Origin of the sequence: Phenylobacterium conjunctum, from assembly GCF_042679085.1 — a bacterium.
Taxonomy (GTDB): domain Bacteria; phylum Pseudomonadota; class Alphaproteobacteria; order Caulobacterales; family Caulobacteraceae; genus Phenylobacterium; species Phenylobacterium conjunctum.
In genome coordinates this window covers 1-18,983 of the sequence record NZ_JBHTLQ010000060.1, presented here as the reverse complement: position 1 = coordinate 18,983, position 18,983 = coordinate 1, and the positions used below count along the sequence as shown (strand labels likewise).

General features: G+C 68.4%; 20 protein-coding genes and 1 pseudogene. 4 read left to right on the top strand and 17 right to left on the bottom strand.

The genetic code is table 11. The features are described 5' to 3' along the window. Positions 1-287 precede the first annotated feature (287 nt). From ACFQ27_RS18100 to ACFQ27_RS18065, 8 genes are all read right to left on the bottom strand, one after another. On the bottom strand, positions 288-554 hold the full coding sequence (locus ACFQ27_RS18100; RefSeq protein ID WP_374345920.1) for an ATP synthase F1 subunit epsilon: 267 nt from the start codon (positions 552-554) through the stop codon (positions 288-290). A 6-nt stretch (positions 555-560) separates the two neighbouring features. Then, a complete protein-coding gene (gene atpD / locus ACFQ27_RS18095) occupies positions 561-2,141 on the bottom strand; it encodes a F0F1 ATP synthase subunit beta (RefSeq protein ID WP_374345918.1) in 1,581 nt (526 codons plus the stop codon). Positions 2,142-2,159: 18 nt separating this feature from the next. Further along, positions 2,160-3,029, bottom strand: a complete 870-nt coding sequence (locus ACFQ27_RS18090; RefSeq protein WP_377354576.1) for a F0F1 ATP synthase subunit gamma — start codon at positions 3,027-3,029, stop codon at positions 2,160-2,162. A 22-nt stretch (positions 3,030-3,051) separates the two neighbouring features. After that, on the bottom strand, positions 3,052-4,587 hold the full coding sequence (atpA, locus tag ACFQ27_RS18085) for a F0F1 ATP synthase subunit alpha (protein WP_374345915.1): 1,536 nt from the start codon (positions 4,585-4,587) through the stop codon (positions 3,052-3,054). A gap of 3 nt (positions 4,588-4,590) precedes the next feature. Further along, complete coding sequence (locus tag ACFQ27_RS18080; protein WP_374345914.1) at positions 4,591-5,145, bottom strand: F0F1 ATP synthase subunit delta; 555 nt, start codon at positions 5,143-5,145, stop codon at positions 4,591-4,593. Between the two features lie 186 nt (positions 5,146-5,331). Continuing rightward, complete coding sequence (locus tag ACFQ27_RS18075) at positions 5,332-5,649, bottom strand: hotdog domain-containing protein (protein WP_377354575.1); 318 nt, start codon at positions 5,647-5,649, stop codon at positions 5,332-5,334. Between the two features lie 158 nt (positions 5,650-5,807). After that, the gene (locus ACFQ27_RS18070) at positions 5,808-6,143 is read right to left on the bottom strand and encodes a CC_3452 family protein (protein WP_374345912.1); all 336 of its coding nucleotides are present in this window, start codon (positions 6,141-6,143) and stop codon (positions 5,808-5,810) included. Between the two features lie 203 nt (positions 6,144-6,346). Then, entirely contained in the window at positions 6,347-7,084 is a 738-nt protein-coding gene (locus tag ACFQ27_RS18065) for a hypothetical protein (RefSeq protein ID WP_377354574.1), read from the bottom strand. 138 nt (positions 7,085-7,222) lie between these two features. On the opposite strand from ACFQ27_RS18065, the gene ACFQ27_RS18060 reads away from it, so the two are divergent. Further along, positions 7,223-9,175 (top strand): transglycosylase domain-containing protein, encoded by a 1,953-nt coding sequence (locus tag ACFQ27_RS18060; RefSeq protein WP_377354573.1) that lies wholly within the window; start codon positions 7,223-7,225, stop codon positions 9,173-9,175. A gap of 180 nt (positions 9,176-9,355) precedes the next feature. Here ACFQ27_RS18060 and ACFQ27_RS18055 read toward each other — a convergent pair whose 3' ends face one another. The 3 genes from ACFQ27_RS18055 to ACFQ27_RS18045 form a co-directional block, all read right to left on the bottom strand. After that, on the bottom strand, positions 9,356-10,099 hold the full coding sequence (locus ACFQ27_RS18055) for a M48 family metallopeptidase (RefSeq protein ID WP_377354572.1): 744 nt from the start codon (positions 10,097-10,099) through the stop codon (positions 9,356-9,358). 9 nt (positions 10,100-10,108) lie between these two features. After that, a complete protein-coding gene (locus tag ACFQ27_RS18050) occupies positions 10,109-11,380 on the bottom strand; it encodes a polyhydroxyalkanoate depolymerase (protein WP_374345908.1) in 1,272 nt (423 codons plus the stop codon). Positions 11,381-11,477: 97 nt separating this feature from the next. After that, positions 11,478-12,065 (bottom strand): SCO family protein, encoded by a 588-nt coding sequence (locus tag ACFQ27_RS18045; RefSeq protein ID WP_374345907.1) that lies wholly within the window; start codon positions 12,063-12,065, stop codon positions 11,478-11,480. Between the two features lie 50 nt (positions 12,066-12,115). Here ACFQ27_RS18045 and ACFQ27_RS18040 point away from each other — a divergent pair, with 50 nt between their 5' ends. Beyond that, positions 12,116-13,504, top strand: a complete 1,389-nt coding sequence (locus ACFQ27_RS18040; protein WP_377354571.1) for an ActS/PrrB/RegB family redox-sensitive histidine kinase — start codon at positions 12,116-12,118, stop codon at positions 13,502-13,504. Positions 13,505-13,591: 87 nt separating this feature from the next. Continuing rightward, complete coding sequence (locus ACFQ27_RS18035; RefSeq protein ID WP_374345905.1) at positions 13,592-14,149, top strand: ActR/PrrA/RegA family redox response regulator transcription factor; 558 nt, start codon at positions 13,592-13,594, stop codon at positions 14,147-14,149. Positions 14,150-14,282: 133 nt separating this feature from the next. On the opposite strand, the gene mmcB is transcribed toward ACFQ27_RS18035, so the two are convergent. From mmcB to ACFQ27_RS18005, 6 genes are all read right to left on the bottom strand, one after another. Next, positions 14,283-14,735: a DNA repair putative endonuclease MmcB gene (mmcB, locus tag ACFQ27_RS18030; protein ID WP_377354570.1), complete on the bottom strand. Its 453-nt coding sequence runs from the start codon at positions 14,733-14,735 to the stop codon at positions 14,283-14,285. A gap of 44 nt (positions 14,736-14,779) precedes the next feature. Beyond that, positions 14,780-15,304 (bottom strand): lipocalin family protein, encoded by a 525-nt coding sequence (locus ACFQ27_RS18025; protein WP_374345902.1) that lies wholly within the window; start codon positions 15,302-15,304, stop codon positions 14,780-14,782. A gap of 202 nt (positions 15,305-15,506) precedes the next feature. Then, positions 15,507-16,637 (bottom strand): ferritin-like domain-containing protein, encoded by a 1,131-nt coding sequence (locus ACFQ27_RS18020; RefSeq protein WP_374345901.1) that lies wholly within the window; start codon positions 16,635-16,637, stop codon positions 15,507-15,509. Between the two features lie 126 nt (positions 16,638-16,763). Next, a complete protein-coding gene (locus tag ACFQ27_RS18015; protein WP_377354569.1) occupies positions 16,764-17,444 on the bottom strand; it encodes an isochorismatase family protein in 681 nt (226 codons plus the stop codon). A 2-nt stretch (positions 17,445-17,446) separates the two neighbouring features. Beyond that, the gene (locus tag ACFQ27_RS18010; protein WP_377354567.1) at positions 17,447-17,848 is read right to left on the bottom strand and encodes a metallopeptidase family protein; all 402 of its coding nucleotides are present in this window, start codon (positions 17,846-17,848) and stop codon (positions 17,447-17,449) included. Continuing rightward, on the bottom strand, positions 17,841-18,425 hold the full coding sequence (locus ACFQ27_RS18005) for a hypothetical protein (RefSeq protein ID WP_377354565.1): 585 nt from the start codon (positions 18,423-18,425) through the stop codon (positions 17,841-17,843). Before ACFQ27_RS18005 ends, ACFQ27_RS18010 begins: the two co-directional genes overlap by 8 nt. A gap of 87 nt (positions 18,426-18,512) precedes the next feature. Here ACFQ27_RS18005 and ACFQ27_RS18000 point away from each other — a divergent pair. Next, positions 18,513-18,983 (top strand): annotated as a pseudogene (locus ACFQ27_RS18000) (two-component sensor histidine kinase); the annotation flags it as partial.

The following is an 18,983-nucleotide window of genomic DNA, read 5'->3' as shown; positions in this document are numbered from 1 at the left end:
CGGCGGGCGGCGCGGCGGGGGCCGCCGGGGCCGCGGGATCCGCGGTCGTCTGGGCCGCAGCGGCGCTGGCAAGACCGGCGACGGCGATAAGGCTGGCGATGGCGGCGGTGCGCATGTCTCGTTTCCTCTCACGAGGGGCCGCCCAACATCGTTCGGCGAACCCGCTCCACTTCGTACTTGAAGCCCCGCCGCATGAACGGCGAGGCTTCTAGCGCTTATACCACTTAAAGACTTAGCGCCTCGCAAGTCCCCTAAGCGGAGTTTGCGGCCAAGGCGAGGCGGATCGCCTAGCTGGCGACTTCTTGAGCATGCTCAGCGAGAATGGTCAGCCCTTCCGGGGTCACATCCGCGAAACCGCCCTTGACGTCGAAGTCGGTGGTCTTGCCGCCGACATAGACGCGGACCCGGCCTTCCTTGAGCGCGGTCATGAACGGCGCGTGGTTGGCCAGGACCCCGAAGTCGCCTTCGGAGCCCGGCGCGTCGACCTGGTCGACCTCGCCCGCATAGAGCTCACGCTCCGGCGAGACGAGGGAGAAGTGGAGCTTGCCAGCCATGATCGCTTAGGCTTCCGCGGCCAGCTTCTCGGCCTTGGCCACCGCGTCTTCGATGGTGCCGACGTTGTAGAAGGCCGCTTCCGGCAGGTGGTCATACTCACCGTCCACCAGCGCCTTGAAGGAGCGGATGGTGTCTTCCAGGCTCACGAAGATGCCCGGCATGTTGGTGAACTGCTCGGCCACGTGGAAGGGCTGGGACAGGAACTTCTGGATCTTCCGGGCGCGGGCCACGGTCAGCTTGTCCTCTTCCGAGAGCTCGTCCATGCCCAGGATCGCGATGATGTCCTTCAGGGCCTTGTAGGCCTGCAGGGTTTCCTGGACGCGACGCGCGACGGAGTAGTGCTCTTCGCCGATCACCAGCGGGTCCATGATCCGGCTGGTGGAGTCCAGCGGGTCAACGGCCGGGAAGATGGCCTGGGCGGCGATGTCGCGCGACAGCACGGTGGTGGCGTCCAGGTGGGCGAACGAGGCGGCGGGCGCCGGGTCGGTCAGGTCGTCGGCGGGCACGTAGATGGCCTGGACCGAAGTGATCGAACCCTTGGTGGTCGAGGTGATGCGCTCCTGCAGGTTGCCCATCTCGGTGGCCAGGGTGGGCTGATAGCCCACGGCCGAGGGGATGCGGCCCAGCAGAGCGGACACTTCGGCGCCGGCCTGGGTGAAGCGGAAGATGTTGTCGACGAACAGCAGCACGTCCTTGCCCTCGACGTCGCGGAAGTACTCCGCTTGCGCCAGGCCGGTCAGGGCCACGCGGGCGCGGGCGCCCGGGGGTTCGTTCATCTGGCCATAGACCAGGCTGCACTTGGAGCCTTCGCCACCGCCCGGCAGGTTGACCTTGGACTCGATCATCTCGTGGTACAGGTCGTTGCCTTCGCGGGTGCGCTCACCCACGCCGGCCAGCACGGAGTAACCGCCGTAGGCCTTGGCGATGTTGTTGATCAGCTCCTGCATGGTCACGGTCTTGCCGACGCCCGCGCCGCCGAACAGGCCGGTCTTGCCGCCCTTGGTGTAGGGGCAGAGCAGGTCGATGACCTTGATGCCGGTGACGAGCACTTCGGCCGAGGTCGACTGATCGGCGAAGGACGGAGCCTCGCGGTGGATCGGGGCGGTGAAGGTCGTGGCGATCGGGCCGGCTTCGTCGATCGGGTCGCCGATGACGTTCATGATGCGGCCGAGGGTCGCCGGGCCCACCGGAACGGTGATGCCGGCGCCGGTGTCGACCACGGCCTGGCCGCGGGTCAGACCCTCGGTGGTGTCCATGGCGATGGTGCGGACGGTGTTCTCACCCAGGTGCTGGGCGACTTCCAGCACCAGGCGGAAGGGCTGGCCGGTCCGCTGGTCGACGTTGGTCGTCTCCAGGGCGTTCATGATCGCCGGCAGGTGACCGTCGAACTCAACGTCGACGACGGCGCCGATGACCTGGACGATCTTGCCGGTGGCCACGCCCTTGACCGCGACGGTCGGGGCGGCGGCCTTGGCGGCCGGAGCCTTCTTGGCGGCCGCGGGCGCGGCGGCCTTGGGGGCCTTCGGAGCCGCAGCGGCCTTCGGAGCGGCGGCCTTCTTGGCGGGAGCCTTGGGGGTCGTAGCCATGGTTTCGGACTCTTTCGGTTAGATCGCTTCGGCGCCGGAGATGATCTCGATCAGCTCCTTGGTGATCTGCGCCTGGCGTGAGCGGTTATATGTCAGGGTGAGGGCGGCGATCATGTCGCCGGCGTTGCGGGTCGCGTTGTCCATCGCCGTCATCTGGGCGGCGAAGAACCCGGCCTGGTTTTCGAGCATCGCCGACAGCACCTGGACCGTCAGGTTGCGCGGCAGCAGGGTCTCAAGGATCGCCTCGCCGTCCGGCTCGTACTCATAGGCCGCGCCCTTCAGATCGAGGGGCGCGGAGCCCGTGACCTGAGCCGGGATCAGCTGCGACAGGGTCGGGGTCTGCTGGACCACCGAGCGGAAGCGCGAGAAGGCCAGGGTGACCACGTCGGCTTCGCCGGCGTCGAACAGCTCGATGACCTTCTGGGACACTTCCTGGGCCACCGCGAGAGTCGGGTTCGCGCCCGCCTCGAAGCTGGCCACGAAGCGGTCGCCATAGGCGCGCTTCAGCTGGTCGCGGGCCTTGCGGCCGACGGTGATGATCCGGACGTCCTTGCCCTCGGCGAGCAGGGTCGAGATCTTCTCCCGGGCCATGCGCACGATCGAGCTGTTGAAGCCGCCCGCCAGACCGCGGTCCGAGGTGGCGACGATCAGCAGTTGCTTGGTGTCCTTGCCGGTGCCGACCAGCAGGCGCGGCGCGCCGTCACCGGACACGCCCTGGGCAAGATTGGCGATCACCGCGGCCATACGCTCCGCGTAGGGCCGGGCGTTCTGGGCCGCTTCGGTCGAGCGGCGAAGCTTCGCCGCCGCGACCATCTGCAGCGCTTTCGTGATCTTCTGCGTGGATTTCACGCTTCCGATCCGATTGCGCATCTCCTTGAGGCTGGCCATTCCCTAGCTCCCCAGGCGCCGCTTAAGCGAACGTCTTGGTGAAGGCTTCCAGGGCCGCCTTCAGCTGGCCTTCCACGTCACCCTTCAGATCCTTGGTGGTGCGGATGGTGTCCAGCAGCGACTGGTGCTTGGCGTGCAGGTGGGCGAGCAGCTCGGCTTCGTAGCGGCCGACGGCGGCGGTCGGGATACCATCGAGGTAGCCGCGGGTGCCGGCGTAGATCACGGCGACCTGTTCTTCCACCGACAGCGGGGCGTACTGGGGTTGCTTCAGCAGCTCGGTCAGGCGTTCGCCACGAGCCAGCTGACGCTGAGTGGTGACGTCCAGGTCAGAGCCGAACTTCGCGAAGGCGGCCATTTCACGATACTGGGCCAGTTCGCCCTTGATCGGACCGGCGGCGGTCTTCATCGCCTTGATCTGGGCCGAGGAGCCCACGCGCGACACCGAGATACCGACGTTCACGGCCGGGCGGATGCCCTGGAAGAACAGGTCGGTTTCCAGGAAGATCTGGCCGTCGGTGATCGAGATCACGTTGGTCGGGATGTAGGCCGACACGTCGTTGGCCTGGGTTTCGATGACCGGCAGAGCGGTCAGCGAGCCGGAGCCGTTGTCCTCGTTCAGCTTCGCGGCGCGTTCCAGCAGGCGGCTATGCAGGTAGAACACGTCGCCCGGATAGGCTTCGCGGCCCGGCGGGCGGCGCAGCAGCAGGGACATCTGGCGATAGGCCACGGCCTGCTTGGACAGGTCATCATAGATGATCAGGGCGTGCATGCCGTTGTCGCGGAACCACTCGCCCATGGCGCAACCCGCGAAGGGGGCCAGGAACTGCAGCGGGGCCGGCTCCGAGGCGGTCGCCGAGACGATGATGGTGTATTCCAGCGCGCCGCGCTCTTCGAGCGTCTTCACGATCTGGGCGATGGTGGAGCGCTTCTGACCGATGGCGACGTAGATGCAGTAGAGCTTGGCGCTCTCGTCGTCGCCGGCGTTGACGGCCTTCTGGTTCAGGATGGCGTCGATGGCGACGGCGGTCTTGCCGGTCTGACGGTCACCGATGATCAGCTCGCGCTGGCCGCGGCCGACCGGGATCAGGGTGTCGATGGCCTTCAGGCCGGTCTGCACGGGCTCGTGCACCGACTTCCGCGGGATGATGCCCGGGGCCTTCACGTCCACGCGGCGACGCTCGGCCACGTTCTGGATCGGGCCCTTGCCGTCGATCGGCTCGCCCAGCGGGTTCACGACCCGGCCCAGCAGGCCCTTGCCGACCGGCACGTCCACGATTTCGCCGAGGCGGCGAGCTTCGTCGCCTTCCGCGATGGCGCGGTCTTCGCCGAAGATCACGACGCCGACGTTGTCGCGTTCCAGGTTCAGGGCCATGCCCTTCACGCCGGCCTTGGGGAAGGCGACCATTTCGCCGGCCTGGACATTGTCGAGGCCGAACACGCGGGCGATGCCGTCACCGACGCTCAGCACTTGGCCGACGTCGGAGACGTCGGCGTCCTGGCCGAAGTTGGCGATCTGGGACTTCAGGATGGCCGAAATCTCGGCGGCGCGGATATCCATGGCTTACGCTCTCTTCAGGGCGAACTTGAGGGAATCGAGCTTCGAACGAAGCGAAGCGTCGAAAAGGCGGGAACCGACCTGCACCTTGATGCCGCCCAGGAGGGAGGGATCGACGCGGGTCGTAATTTCGGGATCGGCGCCGAGCGCGGTGCGCAGGGCCTGGGCGACGCCCTTGGTCTGGGCGGCGGTGAGCGGCAGGGCCGTCACGACCTGGGCGGCGACAGCGCCGCGGGCCTTGGCGGCCAGGGCCTCGAAGCCGACGATCACCGCCGGCAGGGCCGAGACCCGGCCGTTGGCGGCGATCAGGCCCAGGAACTTCTGGGTGGTCGCATGGAACTTGGCCTTGGCGGCCAGGGCGGCCAGCGCCTTGCCCTTGTCCTCGGCGCTGAACGCCGGAGAGGCCAGCAGGACGCGGAAGTCCTGGGACTCGGCGCTCATCTTCTTCAGCGACTGAAGGTCAGCGGCCACAGCCGCGACGGTCTTCTCTTCGGTCGCCAGATCGAACAGAGCCTGGGCGTATCGGTCGCCCACATTGGAAGTCTTGGAATCGTCCGCCACTGAATTGTCCGCCCGGTGCGTAGGAACAGCCGCGGAAGGTTTGACCCAACCGTAGCCTAAAGGCTTGAAAGCGCTCGGAAAAGAACACTGGCCAACAGGACCCTGGAGGCCCCCTGGCCCTAAGCCGCGCGCCTGTTAGCACGCGATTTTCGGCGCCGCAACCGAACCGGCGCCCTTTGTCGGCCTTCAGGCCTTGTCCGGATTGGCTCCAGCCGGTGGGGCGCCCCTACGGAAAACGGCTGAAATCTGGGCTGCGACGCCGCCATCGGCGGTCAGGACACGGCCCCTGGCGAAAACGATGGTGCGGGTCGCCCGGTCCACCCAACCCTCCAGGGTCAGGGCCTGGCCGGGCGCAACGGCGGGACCGTAGTCGATGCTGACCGAGACCGGCTCGGCGCCGGGACCGGCCACCTCGGCCATCAAGGCGTCCATCAGGACCGACAGGGGCGCGGGACCCTGAGGGACCACCGCGGCGCGGGAAAGGGGAGAAGCTTCGTCCGACATGAGGCGGGCCTCTTAAGGCCAAAGCCGGACCGGCGGGAGTCCGGAGAAAGAAAAAGGCCAATCGGGGAATAGGGCCCGACAAGAAAAAAGGGACGCCGTGGGCTGACGGCGTCCCTTGAGTATGCAGGCTCGACTAAGGGTCGGCTGGGAGGCGCGCCTTAGCGCTTGGCGACCTGCGTGTTGGAAGCGGCCGCGTTGCAGGCCGAAATCTTGTCCGCGTCCAGGCTCTTGGTCGCGAGGGTGAAGGAGGTCACGGCGCCCGCCGACTTCGCCACGGTCTTGCAGGCCGCGGTGGAATAGGTCTGCGAGGTCGGGGCGGTGGCGACGCAGGTGTCGCCGGCGCAGCTGAACATGGCGCCGCCGGCGATGAACTTGGTGGAGGCGGCCACCGGAGCGGCGAGCTTGGCGACGACGGCTTCGCCGGCCAGGGCGGGGGCGGCGGCCGACAGGCCGGCCACGGCGGCGAGGGCCGCGACGAGGGCTTGGAGCTTCATGTTGTGGTCTTCCAGGTTCGGGGAGGAAACGAACCCGAAAAGGGCTCGGCTTTGGTCCCCGCCGTGGGCCGCCCCGGTATCCCCACCGTGACGCGACGTGAACTAAGCATCGCTAAGATAACGGTGTTAAGATCGAGCACAAGCTAATTTTTCGCAACTGCACTATGCGAAAACGCAGAGCAGACCTTGGGGCACGAAGCGCTTCAGGGCTGGGCGTAGGCTGGGCAGGCCATCAGGATCGCAAGCAGCGCCCGGAGGGAGTCGTCGTCGCCATGCCGCGCCTCCAGGGCCACATAGGTCCGCTCAGGCTGGCGCAGGGCCAAGTCGTTCGACATTGAGCCATCGCCGCCGTCGCGCACCTCTTCATAGAGCATCGGGGCGCCGCCCATCATGAAGTTCGGCAGGCACGGCGGCGCGGCGTCGGACTTGGGCCTGGTCCCGGCCACGATGGCCAGGGCGTCGCCGTCAGCGAAGCCGGCCAGGGCTCTGGGCATCCAGACATTGCGGTCGCGGGCGTCGGCCCAGGTAGTGCCCGCCCCAGCCCCCAGGCCCCGACGCCCAGGCGCATTGGTGTGCAGGCCCACCACCGGCTGGCCCGGCGACATCAGGCGGATCACCGCGTCCCCATAGGGGTTGGCCCCCAGCGACCGGTTCGGATCACAGGACACAGGGCAAGGCGCCGGCCACATGCGGCGGCCGGCGTTCTCCACCGCCACCAGCCGCCCGCCATGCGCCTGCAAGGCCTCCAGGCCGACGCGCCAGGCGGCGGCCTCATTGTCGTGGGGCACGAACCAGAAGGGGCCGTCCGGCTTGTCGAGGCTGTCGATGACCACCAGTTCGAAGCCGGGGCCATGCACCTCGCGGGCGCTGAGCCCGCTCACCGCCACCAGTCCCGCCGCAATGATCGCCGTCCACCCCATCGCCCAACCATTGCCCATCATGGCCAGGTTCGGAAACCATGTTCGCGCAGGACGGGACGCCTAACCCGCGCCCCATTCATCCCTCGTCAATCTTGTCGCGTGTTCCTTCGCGCTAAGCTATTCGTTCGCCAGACGTCTTTACGAGGTTCGACAGGCCCCATGGCCAACGCGCAAGGTCCCCGCGGCCCCCAGAAGGCTGCTCGCACCCCCGCCCAGGCCGTCATCTATTGGGGCGCCGTCGTCGGCGTCTGGGGGCTGATCTTCCTGGTGGCCTTCTTCGCGGTGTTCGCGGTCGACCTGCCGGACACCTCAAAGCTCTACGACGTCAAGCGTCAGCCCTCGATCTCCTATCTGGACCGCTCCGGCGCCCTGGTGGCGGTGCGCGGCAGCCAGTTCGCCCCGCCCGTGGACCTGGACAAGCTGCCCAAGTACGTGCCGGCCGCCTTCGTGGCCATCGAGGACCGCTGGTTCTACTGGCACCCGGGCTTCAACCCCTGGGGCATGCTGCGCAGCGGCATCTATAACGCCACCCACAATGGCGGACCTTTGCGCGGCGGCTCAACCATCACCCAGCAGCTGGCCCGTAATCTCTTCCTGACCCCGAACCAGAACTACCGCCGCAAGGCCCAGGAGCTGATCCTGGCCATCTGGCTGGAAGCGAAGTTCTCCAAGAAGGAGATCCTCGCCCTCTATCTGAACCGGGTCTATTTCGGGGCCGGCGCCTATGGCATCGAGGCCGCCGCCCAGCGCTATTTCGGCAAGCCCGCCAGCCAACTGACCATCGGCGAGAGCGCCCTGCTGGCCGGCATGATGAAGGGGCCGTCGCGCTACAGCCCGGTCTCCTCCACCGACCGCGCCGCCCGTCGCGCCACCGTGGTGCTGGACGAGATGGTCCGCACCCGCGCCATCACGCCGGACCAGCGGGCCGAGGCCTTCCGCACCCCGGTGCGGGTCAATCCGGTCCTGGCCAACCAGCGCGCCCAATACTTCACCGACTGGGTGGACGATCAGGTCCGCAGCCTGGTCGGCGAGCCCACCGAGGACCTGGTGGTCGAGACCACCCTGGACCTGCCGATCCAGGCCGCCGCCGAACAGTCCCTGTCCCGCGGGGTCACGGCCGCCGCCGGCCAGGGGGTGCAGCAAGGCGCCCTGGTCGCCATCGACGGCGAGGGCCGGATCCGCGCCTATGTGGGCGGCGCCCGCTACGCCGACAGCCAGTTCGACCGCGCCACCATGGCCCAGCGCCAGGCCGGCTCGGCCTTCAAGCCCTTCGTCTACCTGACCGCCATGGAGCAGGGCCGCACCCCCGCCACCCCGGTGGTCGACGAGCCGGTGAAGATCGGCGACTGGGAGCCCAAGAACTACACCAACAAGTACCTGGGCCCGATGACGCTGGAGACGGCCCTGGCCCAGTCGATCAACACCGTCGCCGCGCGGCTGGCCAATGAGGTCGGCACCGGCAATGTCGCCTCCACCGCCCGCCGGCTGGGCATCACCAGCCGCATCCAGCTCGACCCGTCCATGGCGCTGGGCGCCGTCGAGGTCAGCCCGCTGGACATGGCCCAGGCCTACGCCCCCTTCGCCAATGGCGGCTTCCTGGCCCACGGCTATGGGATCGAGCGGATCCGCACCGCCTCGGGCAAGGTCCTGTACGACCACGGGGTCGACAAGCCGGAGCGCAAGCCGGTGATCGGCTCGCCGGCCTTGCAGTACATGAACCAGATGATGCGCCAGGTGATCGCGTCGGGCACCGGCACGCGGGCCCGCGTCCCCGGCTTCGACATCGCCGGCAAGACCGGCACCACCAGCGACTACCGGGACGCCTGGTTCGTCGGCTACACCGGCGGCTTCGTCACCGCCGTCTGGGTCGGCCGCGACGACAACACCCCGATGAAGCGGGTCACGGGCGGCGGCGCGCCGGCCGGCGTCTGGCACGACTTCATGACCGCCGCCCTGCCCCGTCTGCGCACCCAGGCCATCCCCGGCGGCACGGTCACCCCGCCCCCGGTGGAAGCTCCAGCCCCCGACCCCATCGGGGACCTCCTGTCCGGCAATCCCGCGCCCGCGGAAGCCCCGGCCGAGAAGCCGAAGGCGGAAGATATTCCGTTCTGATCGCTTGATCCGCTCACCCCGGCGAATGCCGGGGTCCAGGTGACGCCGGCAGCAGGGACCAAGGCGCACCATCGCAGGATTGCCGCCAAGGCCGAGCTCTATGATCGGGGTCCCGGCATTCGCCGGGATGTGCGGAAATCGGCGCTGTCACGGCTACCCCACCCAAGGTGACGGGTGAGCCTACCCCCCGAACGCGTGCAGCCGCGCCCCTTCGGCTCGCAGCCAGGCGCGGTGCGGCCGCTCGTCGCCCACCAGGGCCTTCACATGCGCCCAGAAGCGCGGCCCGTGGTTGAGCTCCAGCAGGTGGGCGCACTCATGGGCGGCCACATAGTCGGCCACCTCGAAGGGGGCGAGCGCCAGGCGCCAGGAATAGCGGATCGCGGCGGGCTTGTTGGGCAGGGCCGGTCGGCATGAGCCCCAGCGCCCCTTGGCGTCCATGATGGTGATGGCCGGCAGCTTCGCCCCCAGCCGGGCGCAGTGATAGGCGGTGCGCTCGGTCAGCACCTCCAGCGCGCGACGCCGGATCACCCGGATGACGGCGCGGGCGAAGGCCTCGCCCTCGCCGCGGGCGGCGATGCGGGCCGGCGCGTCGTCCGTGGCGGGGATGTAGCGGGCCGGATGGCTGGCGGCCTCCAGCCGGCAGGGCTGGCCGAACAGCTGGATGGTGACGCCCGGCGCGATGCTCTGGGCCTGGGGCAGCTCGGCCAGCCGGGCCAGGATCCACTCAGCCCGGTCGTGGGCGAAGGCGGCGGCCTCGGCCAGCCGGCGGGGGGTGGGCGCGGTGGCCACCACCTCGCGGCGCGTGCGGTCCAGGCGCAGCGACACCCGGCGGGCGCGGCTGTGAACCTTCAGGCGGACGGCGACGCCGGCGACCTCCAGCCGGTCGCCGTCGGCATAGGCCTGCGGACGCTGAAACAGGGACATGGTCCCTAATTAGGCTGCGTTGGCGGCCTTTTCGACCCCGGCCTCGACGCGGCGGATGAAGGCGCGCACGCGGGGATAGATTTCCTCGCGGAACCGGCGGCCGTTGAACACCCCGTAGTGGCCCACGTGCGGCTGCACATAGTCCTCCTTCAGGGCCTCGGGCAGGGACGAGCACAGGGTGTGCGCCGCTTGGGTCTGGCCGATGCCGGAGATGTCGTCGTTCTCGCCCTCGACCGTCAGAAGGCCGATGTCGGTGATCAGCTCGGGCCGGACGGGCCGGCCGCGATGGACCAGCTCGCCCTTGGGCAAGAGGTACTGCTGGAACACATAGTCCACCGTCTGGAGATAGAACTCCTCGGTCAGGTCGAGCACCGACAGGTACTCGTCATAGAACTCCAGATGCTTCTCGGCCGAGTCGCCGTCGCCGTTCATCAGGTCGTTCAGATACTTCAGGTGGGCGTCCTGGTGCCGCTCCATGTTCATCGACATGAAGCTGTAGAGCTGGACGAAGCCCGGATAGACGCGCCGGCCCATGCCCGGATAGGGCGGCGGCACGTTGAAGATCATGTTCGACTTGAACCAGGCGAAGGGCCGCTCCTCGGCCAGCTTGTTGGTCACGGTCGGCGACAGGCGCGCATCGATCGGCGAGCCCATGAAGGTCATGGTGCCGGGACGGCTTTCCTCATTGTCCTCGGCCATCAGGGCCGCGGCGGCCAGGACGGCGGGGCCGGGCTGGCAGACCGCCACCACGTGCGGGCGCGGGCCCAGCAGGCGCAGCATCATGCGGACGTGGTCGAGATAGTCGTGGAAGTCGAACCGGCCCTCGAGCAGCGGCACCTCGCGGGCGTTGGTCCAGTCGGTGATGAACACCTCGTGGTCCTGCAGGAAGGCCTCGACCGTGCCACGCAGCAGGGTGGCGTAGTGGCCCGACAGGGGCGCCACGATCAGCACCGCCGGCTCCAGCTCGCGACGGCCGGCCTTGCGCAGGTCCGCCATGTCGCGGGCGAAATGGGTGAGCTTGACCCATGGGCTGGACCAGACCTCGGTCGGGCGAACCCGCACGGGCTGGCCATCGATCTCGACGCTGTTGATGCCCCAGTCGGGCTTGCCGTAGCGCCGGGTCAGGTTGGCGAACAGGTCGGCGCCGGCGAACATCCGCCGTCCCAGGTCCGAATCCTTGGCCGGATTGTTATGCGCGCCCCAGAAATCCCGGGTCAGGCGGGCGGCCATCCGCAGCGGCGTCGAGGCGTAGTAGCCGGCTTCATAGAGCGAATAGAGCATGGGCGACCCCTGTTTGCTGCGGCGCAACATAGCACCGACGCCCTTAACAGAGTCCAGCCCCTAACGTTTCAGGTTGTCGCAGGGGCCACGGCGCCCGCTAGCCGCGCATGGCGTTGGCCACCTGGGTCGCCACCTCGTCGGGGCCGATCCCGAACGGCAGCACCCGGTTGAACCGGCCCTTGGGGTCCATCAGGTAGGTGGGGGTCGAGTGGTTGACCAGGTAGTCCGAACCCGTCCCGGCCTTCTCATAGAACACTCGATAGGCCTTGGCGGCGACGGCCACCTGCTCCGGCGTGCCGGTCAGGCCGATGGTCCCCTTGGGAAAGGCGTCGCTGTTCAGATAGGCGGCCAGCTGCTGCGGGGTGTCCCGCTCCGGATCCACGCTGATGAACACGATCTGCAGGTCCTTGCCCTTCGGCCCCAGCCGGTCCTTGGCCTGGGCCAGCACCTGCAGGGTGGTGGGGCAGACGTCCGGGCAATAGGTGAAGCCGAAGAACACCGCGGTCCACTTGCCCTTCAGAACCGACTGATCGACCGGCTTGCCGGCCTGGTCCACCAGCTTGAAGGGGCCGCCCACCGTCGCCACCGGCTGCGGCGTGAACAGGCCGCTCTTCCAGCCGATCCCGACCAGCAGGGCCAGGCCCAGCAGACAGATGGCGACCAGGGACAGATTCCGTCGGGACATGCGTATTGGCCTCTCGTCAGGCGACGCGATCTCAGCGATGCTCGCCCCTGATGGCGTCCCAACCCAAGCTGGCGTCGTCGAGACCCGCGGCCTCGTCCGGTCTCGATAGGCAAAGCCCCGCCGCCGCGCAAGGCGAACTCGCCTGGTCCTCAGGCGGGACGCAGCGCGGCCGCCTGCGGATGCGCAACCTCATCACCCTGCGCTGGATGGTGCTGGCGGGCGAGGTCGGAATACTGGGCGTCCTCGGGGTCGTCTTCAACTTCCAGGCGCCCTACGCCATGTGCTTCGCCCTGATCGGGGCCTCGGCCTGGATCAACCTGCTCACCGCCGTGGCCTCACCCGGCCAGCGGGTGACCGGCGAGTGGGAGGCCGTGGCCCAGCTGGGCTTCGACATCCTGCACACCGCAGGCCTGCTCTATCTCAACGGCGGGATGGGCAACCCCTTCTCGCTGATGCTGATCGCCCCCATCACCCTGGCGGCGGCCACCCTGCCGCTGGCGCCGGTGGCGGTTCTGGCGACCCTGGGGATCCTGGTCTCGGGGGCCCTGGCCGTGCTGCACATGCCCCTGCCCGCCCGCGCCGGCATGGAGGTGGCGCTATCGTCGAACTACCTGCTGGCGGCGGCGGCGGCGAACATCTCCGGCATCCTGCTGATCGGCGGCTATGTGCGCCAGTCGGCGGTGGAGTCGGCGCGGATGGCTCTGGCCCTGGATGTCACCCAGGCGGTGCTGTCGCGGGAACAGCGGCTCTCGGCCCTGGGCGCCCTGGCCGCCGCCGCGGCGCACGAACTGGGCACGCCGCTCGCCACCATCGCCATCGTCGCCAAGGAGATGTCCCGCGATCCGCCGACCCCTGGCGTGAAGGAGGACGCCGAGCTGCTGATGGCCCAGGCCGAGCGCTGCCGCGAGATCCTGCGCCGCCTGACCGAAACCCCCGACGCCACCGACGAGGTGCACGAGCGGATGAGCCTGCTGCAGCTGGTCCACGAGGTCATCGAGCCCCACGCCGACCAGAAGGACGTGCGCGTGGAGGCCATCGTCACCGGCGCGCCCGGCGTCTCGGCGCCCGACATCTGGCGCATGCCGGAGGTGCTGCACGCCCTGACCTCCTTCGTGGAGAACGCCGTCGACTTCGCCACCTCCGAGGTGCTGATCACCGCTCGCTTCGACGCCCAGGGGGTGTCGATGGAGGTGCGCGACGACGGGCCGGGCTTCTCGCCCGAGGTGCTGGCCAAGCTGGGCGAGCCCTATGTGACCACCCGGCCGGGCGCGGAGGGCTCGCGGACCGGCCATGTGGGCATGGGCCTGGGCTTCTTCATCGCCAAGACCCTGCTGGAGCGGACCGGGGCGCGGGTGACCTTCCAGAACGGCCGTCCCCGCGGCGCCGTCGTCCAGGCCCGATGGGCAAGGTCGCAAATCGAAGTGGGCGCGCAAGCTTAGCCGCAACAGCCACTTGCGAAGCGGCGCGAACCGACGACATCATACGCTTGGAGCGCGTCTAGCGAGCTCTGCAATCGGAAGTAGACCATGGCTGATCTCTCCGCCGATATTGCGGCCCTGCCCGACAAGACCTTGCTGGTGCTGGACGATGACGCGCCCCTGCGCACCCGACTTGGTCGCGCACTTGAACAACGCGGCTTCGAGACCACCCTGGTCGGCAGTGTCAGCGAGGCCCTCGCCGCGGTCCGCCAGGCCCCGCCGGCCTTTGCGGTGCTGGACATGCGGCTTGAGGACGGCACCGGCCTGAAGGTGGTCGAGGCGATCCGCGAGGCCCGGCCAGACTCCAAGGTCGTCATGCTCACCGGCTACGGCAACATCGCCACAGCCGTGGCGGCGGTGAAGTCCGGCGCCATCGACTATCTCTCCAAGCCCGCCGACGCCGACGACGTGGCCCGCGCCCTGCTGGCCCGCGGCGACGAGGCCCCGCCCCCGCCGGAAAACCCCATGAGCGCCGACCGGGTGCGTTGGGAGCACATCCAGCGGGTCTATGAACTCTGCGGTCACAACGTCTCCGAGACCGCACGGCGCCTGAACATGCACCGCCGCACCCTGCAGCGGATCCTCGCCAAGCGCGCCCCGCGCTGACCACGCCATAGGGCGTCATCCCGGTTTCGGCGCAGCCGAAGACCGGGACCCATAGACACCGATCTATCCTGCAAACCCCCGCGCATATGGGTCCCGGACAAGCGCTGCGCGCTTTCCAGGAAGACATCGGGGTTCAGACCTCCAGGCTCAGCACCGCCACCCCCGCCGCCCGCATCGCGGCCAACCGGCCAAACGCGATGGTCAGGGCCTTGCGACGCGCGCCGGCCAGGGTCGCGACAGGCGGCTCGCGCAGCACGGCGCCGCCGAAGCCGTCGGCGACGATCAGGCCCGGGTCTTCCGGCAGGATATCCAGTGGAAACTCCGGCGCCACGGCGAAGGCGAAGCGGTCGCAATAGGGGCCGTACTCGCGCCACTTGCGGTCCACGCGGAAGTCCTCGATCCCCGACTTCACCTCGATGATCATGAACTCGCCCCGCGCCGACAGGGCCATCAGGTCGGCGCGCCGGCCATTGGGTAGGCAGACCTCGGCCAATGGCGTGTAGCCCAGGTCAGCGAGCAGCCGGGCTGCGCCGCGCGTCACCTGGGTGGTGATCTCGGGACGGGAAAGGGAAGACGCCAGGTCCATGGCGAAACTCTGTTCCGCCTTCGTTCCCGACGCAAGGGCTGAAATCAGTTCCGCGCCGGCTGCGGGAATTCCAGGGCGCTGACGTCGTAGCCCATCTGCTTGATGCGGGCGACGGCCTGGGCCTTGACGCCGGAGGCCAGGCTCGGCCGCTGGGACATCAGCCACAGGTACTTGCCATTGGGGGTGCCGAGGATCAGCCAGCCCTGGTCGCTGCGATGCTCCAGCACCCAGTACTCCTGGCTGAGCAGGCCGCCGAAGAAGGTCATCTTGAAGCGGGCGTTGGTCTTCGGATCCAGGACCTTGGCCTTGGCCTTCCACTCGGTCGGCGGGGCGCTGACCGAGCCGCGATGGCAGACCTGCAGCACGTCGAAGCCGTCGGCCTCGCGCGCCCATTCGGAGATGCCGGCCTGGCAGTCGCGCTGGGTCTTGTTGGGCAGGCGCGCGACCTCGTACCAGCGGCCCAGCATCTTGGTGGGCTCGATATGCTCCTCAGGCTTGGGCGGCGTCACCGCGGCGGCCGAGGTCGCAGACAGGAGCGCGGCGCAGACCGCGAGCAACAGGATACGCATGGACATCATCGCTAGAGGCAAGCCTGGCGGGTTGGAACTTGAAACGCCCCGGGCGCGAGCCGGGAGGTCCGAGAAACCCGCTGATTGAGGCGAGGGCGAGACCAATGGTCAAGCGCGGCGCCCGTCGTCGGCCCAGCCAGACGCGAAAACGCCCGCCGGACGGGCCGGCGGGCGTTCGCAGATCACCAGGATCAGTCGCAGCTTACTCGGCGGCGATCTTCACCGCCTTCAGGGCGCGATCCTTGAAGTTGATCTCCTGGAGGTACTTGATCCCCTCCTCGGCGATATCGTCGCCGACCATCCGGTCGCCCTCGGTCTTCAGCTCCTCCATGTCCACATAGATGGCGTAGAAGCCGCGGGTGCGGTCGGTGATGATGCCGGCGTTGAGCAGGGTCTTCACCAGCACCCGGAAGATGTTGGTCTGCTCCTTCATGTTCTCCCGACGGGTCTCGTCGGTGACCATGGCGGCCATCTCGGCGATCACCTTGTCCGGATCCAGGCCGAACTCCTCATAGAGGTCGCGCTGCTGCGAGGGCGAGACGAGGTTGAACAGCAGAGTCTGGAAGCAGTGCGCGGCCCAGTCCTCGATGATCGCGTGCTCTTCCGGGGTCAGGTTCGGAATGGTCCGGTCGGCCCAGATCTTCCCGAACTTGTGGTGGAAGGCCTCGTCGGTCATGACCAGCTGCATCAGCTTCTTGCCGAGCGGGTCATTGATATTGTTGAAGAAGGTGGCGAAGGCGCCCATGGCCAGGCCTTCCACCAGCATCTGCATGCCGATGATCTTCTTATAGACCTCCGGGCTGCCGATGATGTCGACCAGCAGGGTCTTCAGGGTCGGGCCGCATTCCACCGGACGGCCCCAGCGGGCCTTGATGTACTTGGCGAAGGCGGTGACGTGGCGGGCCTCTTCGCGGGTCTGGTTGGCGGCGTATTCCTGGGCGCCCTGGTCCTTGAGCACATGGCACAGGCTCGCCGACAGGTTCAGCGCGCCCTGCTCGCCGTGCAGGATCGAGGAGAAGGAGCGCAGGGCCTGCTGGTTGGCGAAGCGGATGCGCTGCTTGGGGTCCGACAGGTGGTTGGACACATAGTCGGTGCCCAGCGAGATGATCATGCTCTCCGGCAGGAGCATCTCGTTCTCCATGTCGAAGGGCTCGTCGAAGTCGATGTACTTCTTGTCGAGCGGATCCCAGAAGTGGTCGTGGGTGGCCGAGATGATCTTGTCGAAGGCCGTGGAGCGGTTGTTGTACCGGTCCAGTTCCAGCATGGACTCGAAGTCGTCGGGCGCGACGGCGTCGTAGATGATGTCCTTGGTGATGTTGCCGTCAGCGGCCATCCGTTCGTCCTCCAGAATGCGCTTCGGCGGCTGGGCGCGCCGCCTGAATTTGATGTGGATCAAAAACTCACGGGCGCAAGGCCGAGTCAAGAAAGATGACGCAAGCGTCACTTTCCTAACGCCGATTTAAGGTTGTCGGCCGGGATCGCGCGCCGCCTCAATAAGGCCGAGGATTTCGTCGCTCCCGCGCACATCGCCGAAGGTCCGGTAGATGGTGGTCAGGGTGGCGTTGTGCATCTCGTCGGTTGGGGCCGACATGGCGTCGGCGGCCATGATGACGCGGAAACCCAGGGTCGAGGCGTCGCGCGCCGAGCTCTCACAACAGACATTCGTCACCGTGCCTGCGATCACGACGGTTGAGACGCCCCGCGTCCGCAACATCTCCGGCAGGTCGCATCGGCCTGGAAAGAAGGCGCTGGCCGCTGTCTTCTCCACAAAGACGTCGCCGGCCTGGGTCGCCAGGTGCGACGAAACCCTGCCTTGCAAGGGGCCGGCGCCGCCTGACGCGGCATAGGCCTGGGCGATATCCGGCCCGAAGAACTCGACTTTCAGGTCCGGAAACGGCTCCTCGGACGAGGGCAGGACCCAGGCCACAACGCCGCCCGCGCCCCTTAGCCCCTCAGCCAGGCGATTGATCGGCGCAACCGCGTCACGGCAATGATCACTGGCCTCCACGAAGAACGGGACCATATCCACCACCACCAAGGCGGTGCTGGCGGGATCAAGGGTCTCGAAGGCGTGACGCCGTCCCCGGCGGGCTTCCTGCCGCGCGTACTCCCGCTGCGGAATCTTCCAGTCGTGGGCCAAGCCTACTCCGCCTCGATCGCGTCGATGTCGTCGTCGGACAGGCCGAAGTGGTGGCCGATCTCGTGGACCAGCACGTGGGTGACCAGTTCCAGGAGCGTCACATCGCCGCGCTCCGCCCACTCGTCCAGGATCGGGCGGCGGTAGAGGAAGACCATCGAGGGGTGCGGACTGGGGTCCAGCACCGAGCGGCGGGACAGGTCCACGCCCTGATAGAGGCCGGACAACTCGAACGGATCCTCGATCCCCAGCTCCTCCAGAACCTCGACCTCCGCGAACTCCTCCACGCGGAAGATCACGTCGCCGGTCAGGCTGCGGAACGCCTCGGGCAGACCAGCGAAGGCCTGCTCCGCCAGGGCGGCGAACTCATCGAGGCTGGGGGCCCTGCGGGGGCCGGGGTCACTCATCGGGCATCACCAGGTTGGGGTTCTCCGGCAGCCGCACCTCGAACAGGCCGATGTCGAGCGGCTGTTGCGGCTTGATGGCGCGCAGGGGCTGGTGCGCCATGGCGTTCAGGGTCTCCGGCGCGGCCTTCGCGGCCTTGGATCTGCGGGCCTTGCGGGCCTGGGGATGGACCGGCTCGGCCACGGGTCCCGGCGCCGCGGAGACCGGCCGCCAGTAGGTCACCATCAGCCGCCAGATGGTCCGGGGCGGATGCGGCGGGGTCGGCCAGCGGCGGCCGTCGCGGTTCACCGGCGAGATCGTCGGCGGAGGTCTGCGGCCGGGGATCGCCTCCACCAACTGGCAGAAGCGATGCTCCGGCAGGATCTGGACCCGGGTCGCGGGCCGCTCGTCGTCCACCCAGCCGGGATAGGCGTCCAGCGCCGCCTCGCGGCTTTCGAAGTCGGGGCCGACCTGGCCGGCGACAAAGGCCACGGGCTCGCCCGCCAGCCTGCGGGCCTCGCTTTCGCGCACGGCGGCGCCAAGGCTGGCGTCGAGCGCACGCTCGGGACTGGTCGCCACGGGATACAGGATCGCGGTCATGCGCCGATCATCGCCGAATTCGCTTTCGCGGCCTATGTTCCAAAAGATGATTCGCGATCTACGGGCACGGGCGTCGGAAGGGGCGCAATGAGCGAAATGCAGCTCATCCTGGCCGCCGCCGCGGGCGCGGTGCTGCTGGCCATCTGCGCGGTGCTCTGGGCCCTGGCCCAGAAGCGCGCCAACGAGGCGCGCGTGCACGATCTGCGCCGCCAGATCGCCGCCCTGCGCGCCGGGGCCGAGACCGCCCAGGCCTCCGTCGAAGCCTTCGATTCCGCCCTGCTGGCGGTGGAGGACGGCCACGCCATCCTGGCCTCCGGCGACGAGAGCCTGGCCGCCTGCGCCCAGGCCCTGGGCGTCGACGATGGCGAGCCGCAAGGGGTGGTCGCCGCCCTGATGCGCGCGGATCCCGACCATGCGCGACGCCTGCGCGCCCTGTTCGAACGCGGCGAGGCCTGCGCCTTTGAAGTTCGCGGCCCCTCCGGGGTTGTGGCGGTCGAGGGCCGTGCGGCCGGCGCCATGGCCTGGCTGCGCCTGTCCGCCGTCGCCGGCGACGACGCC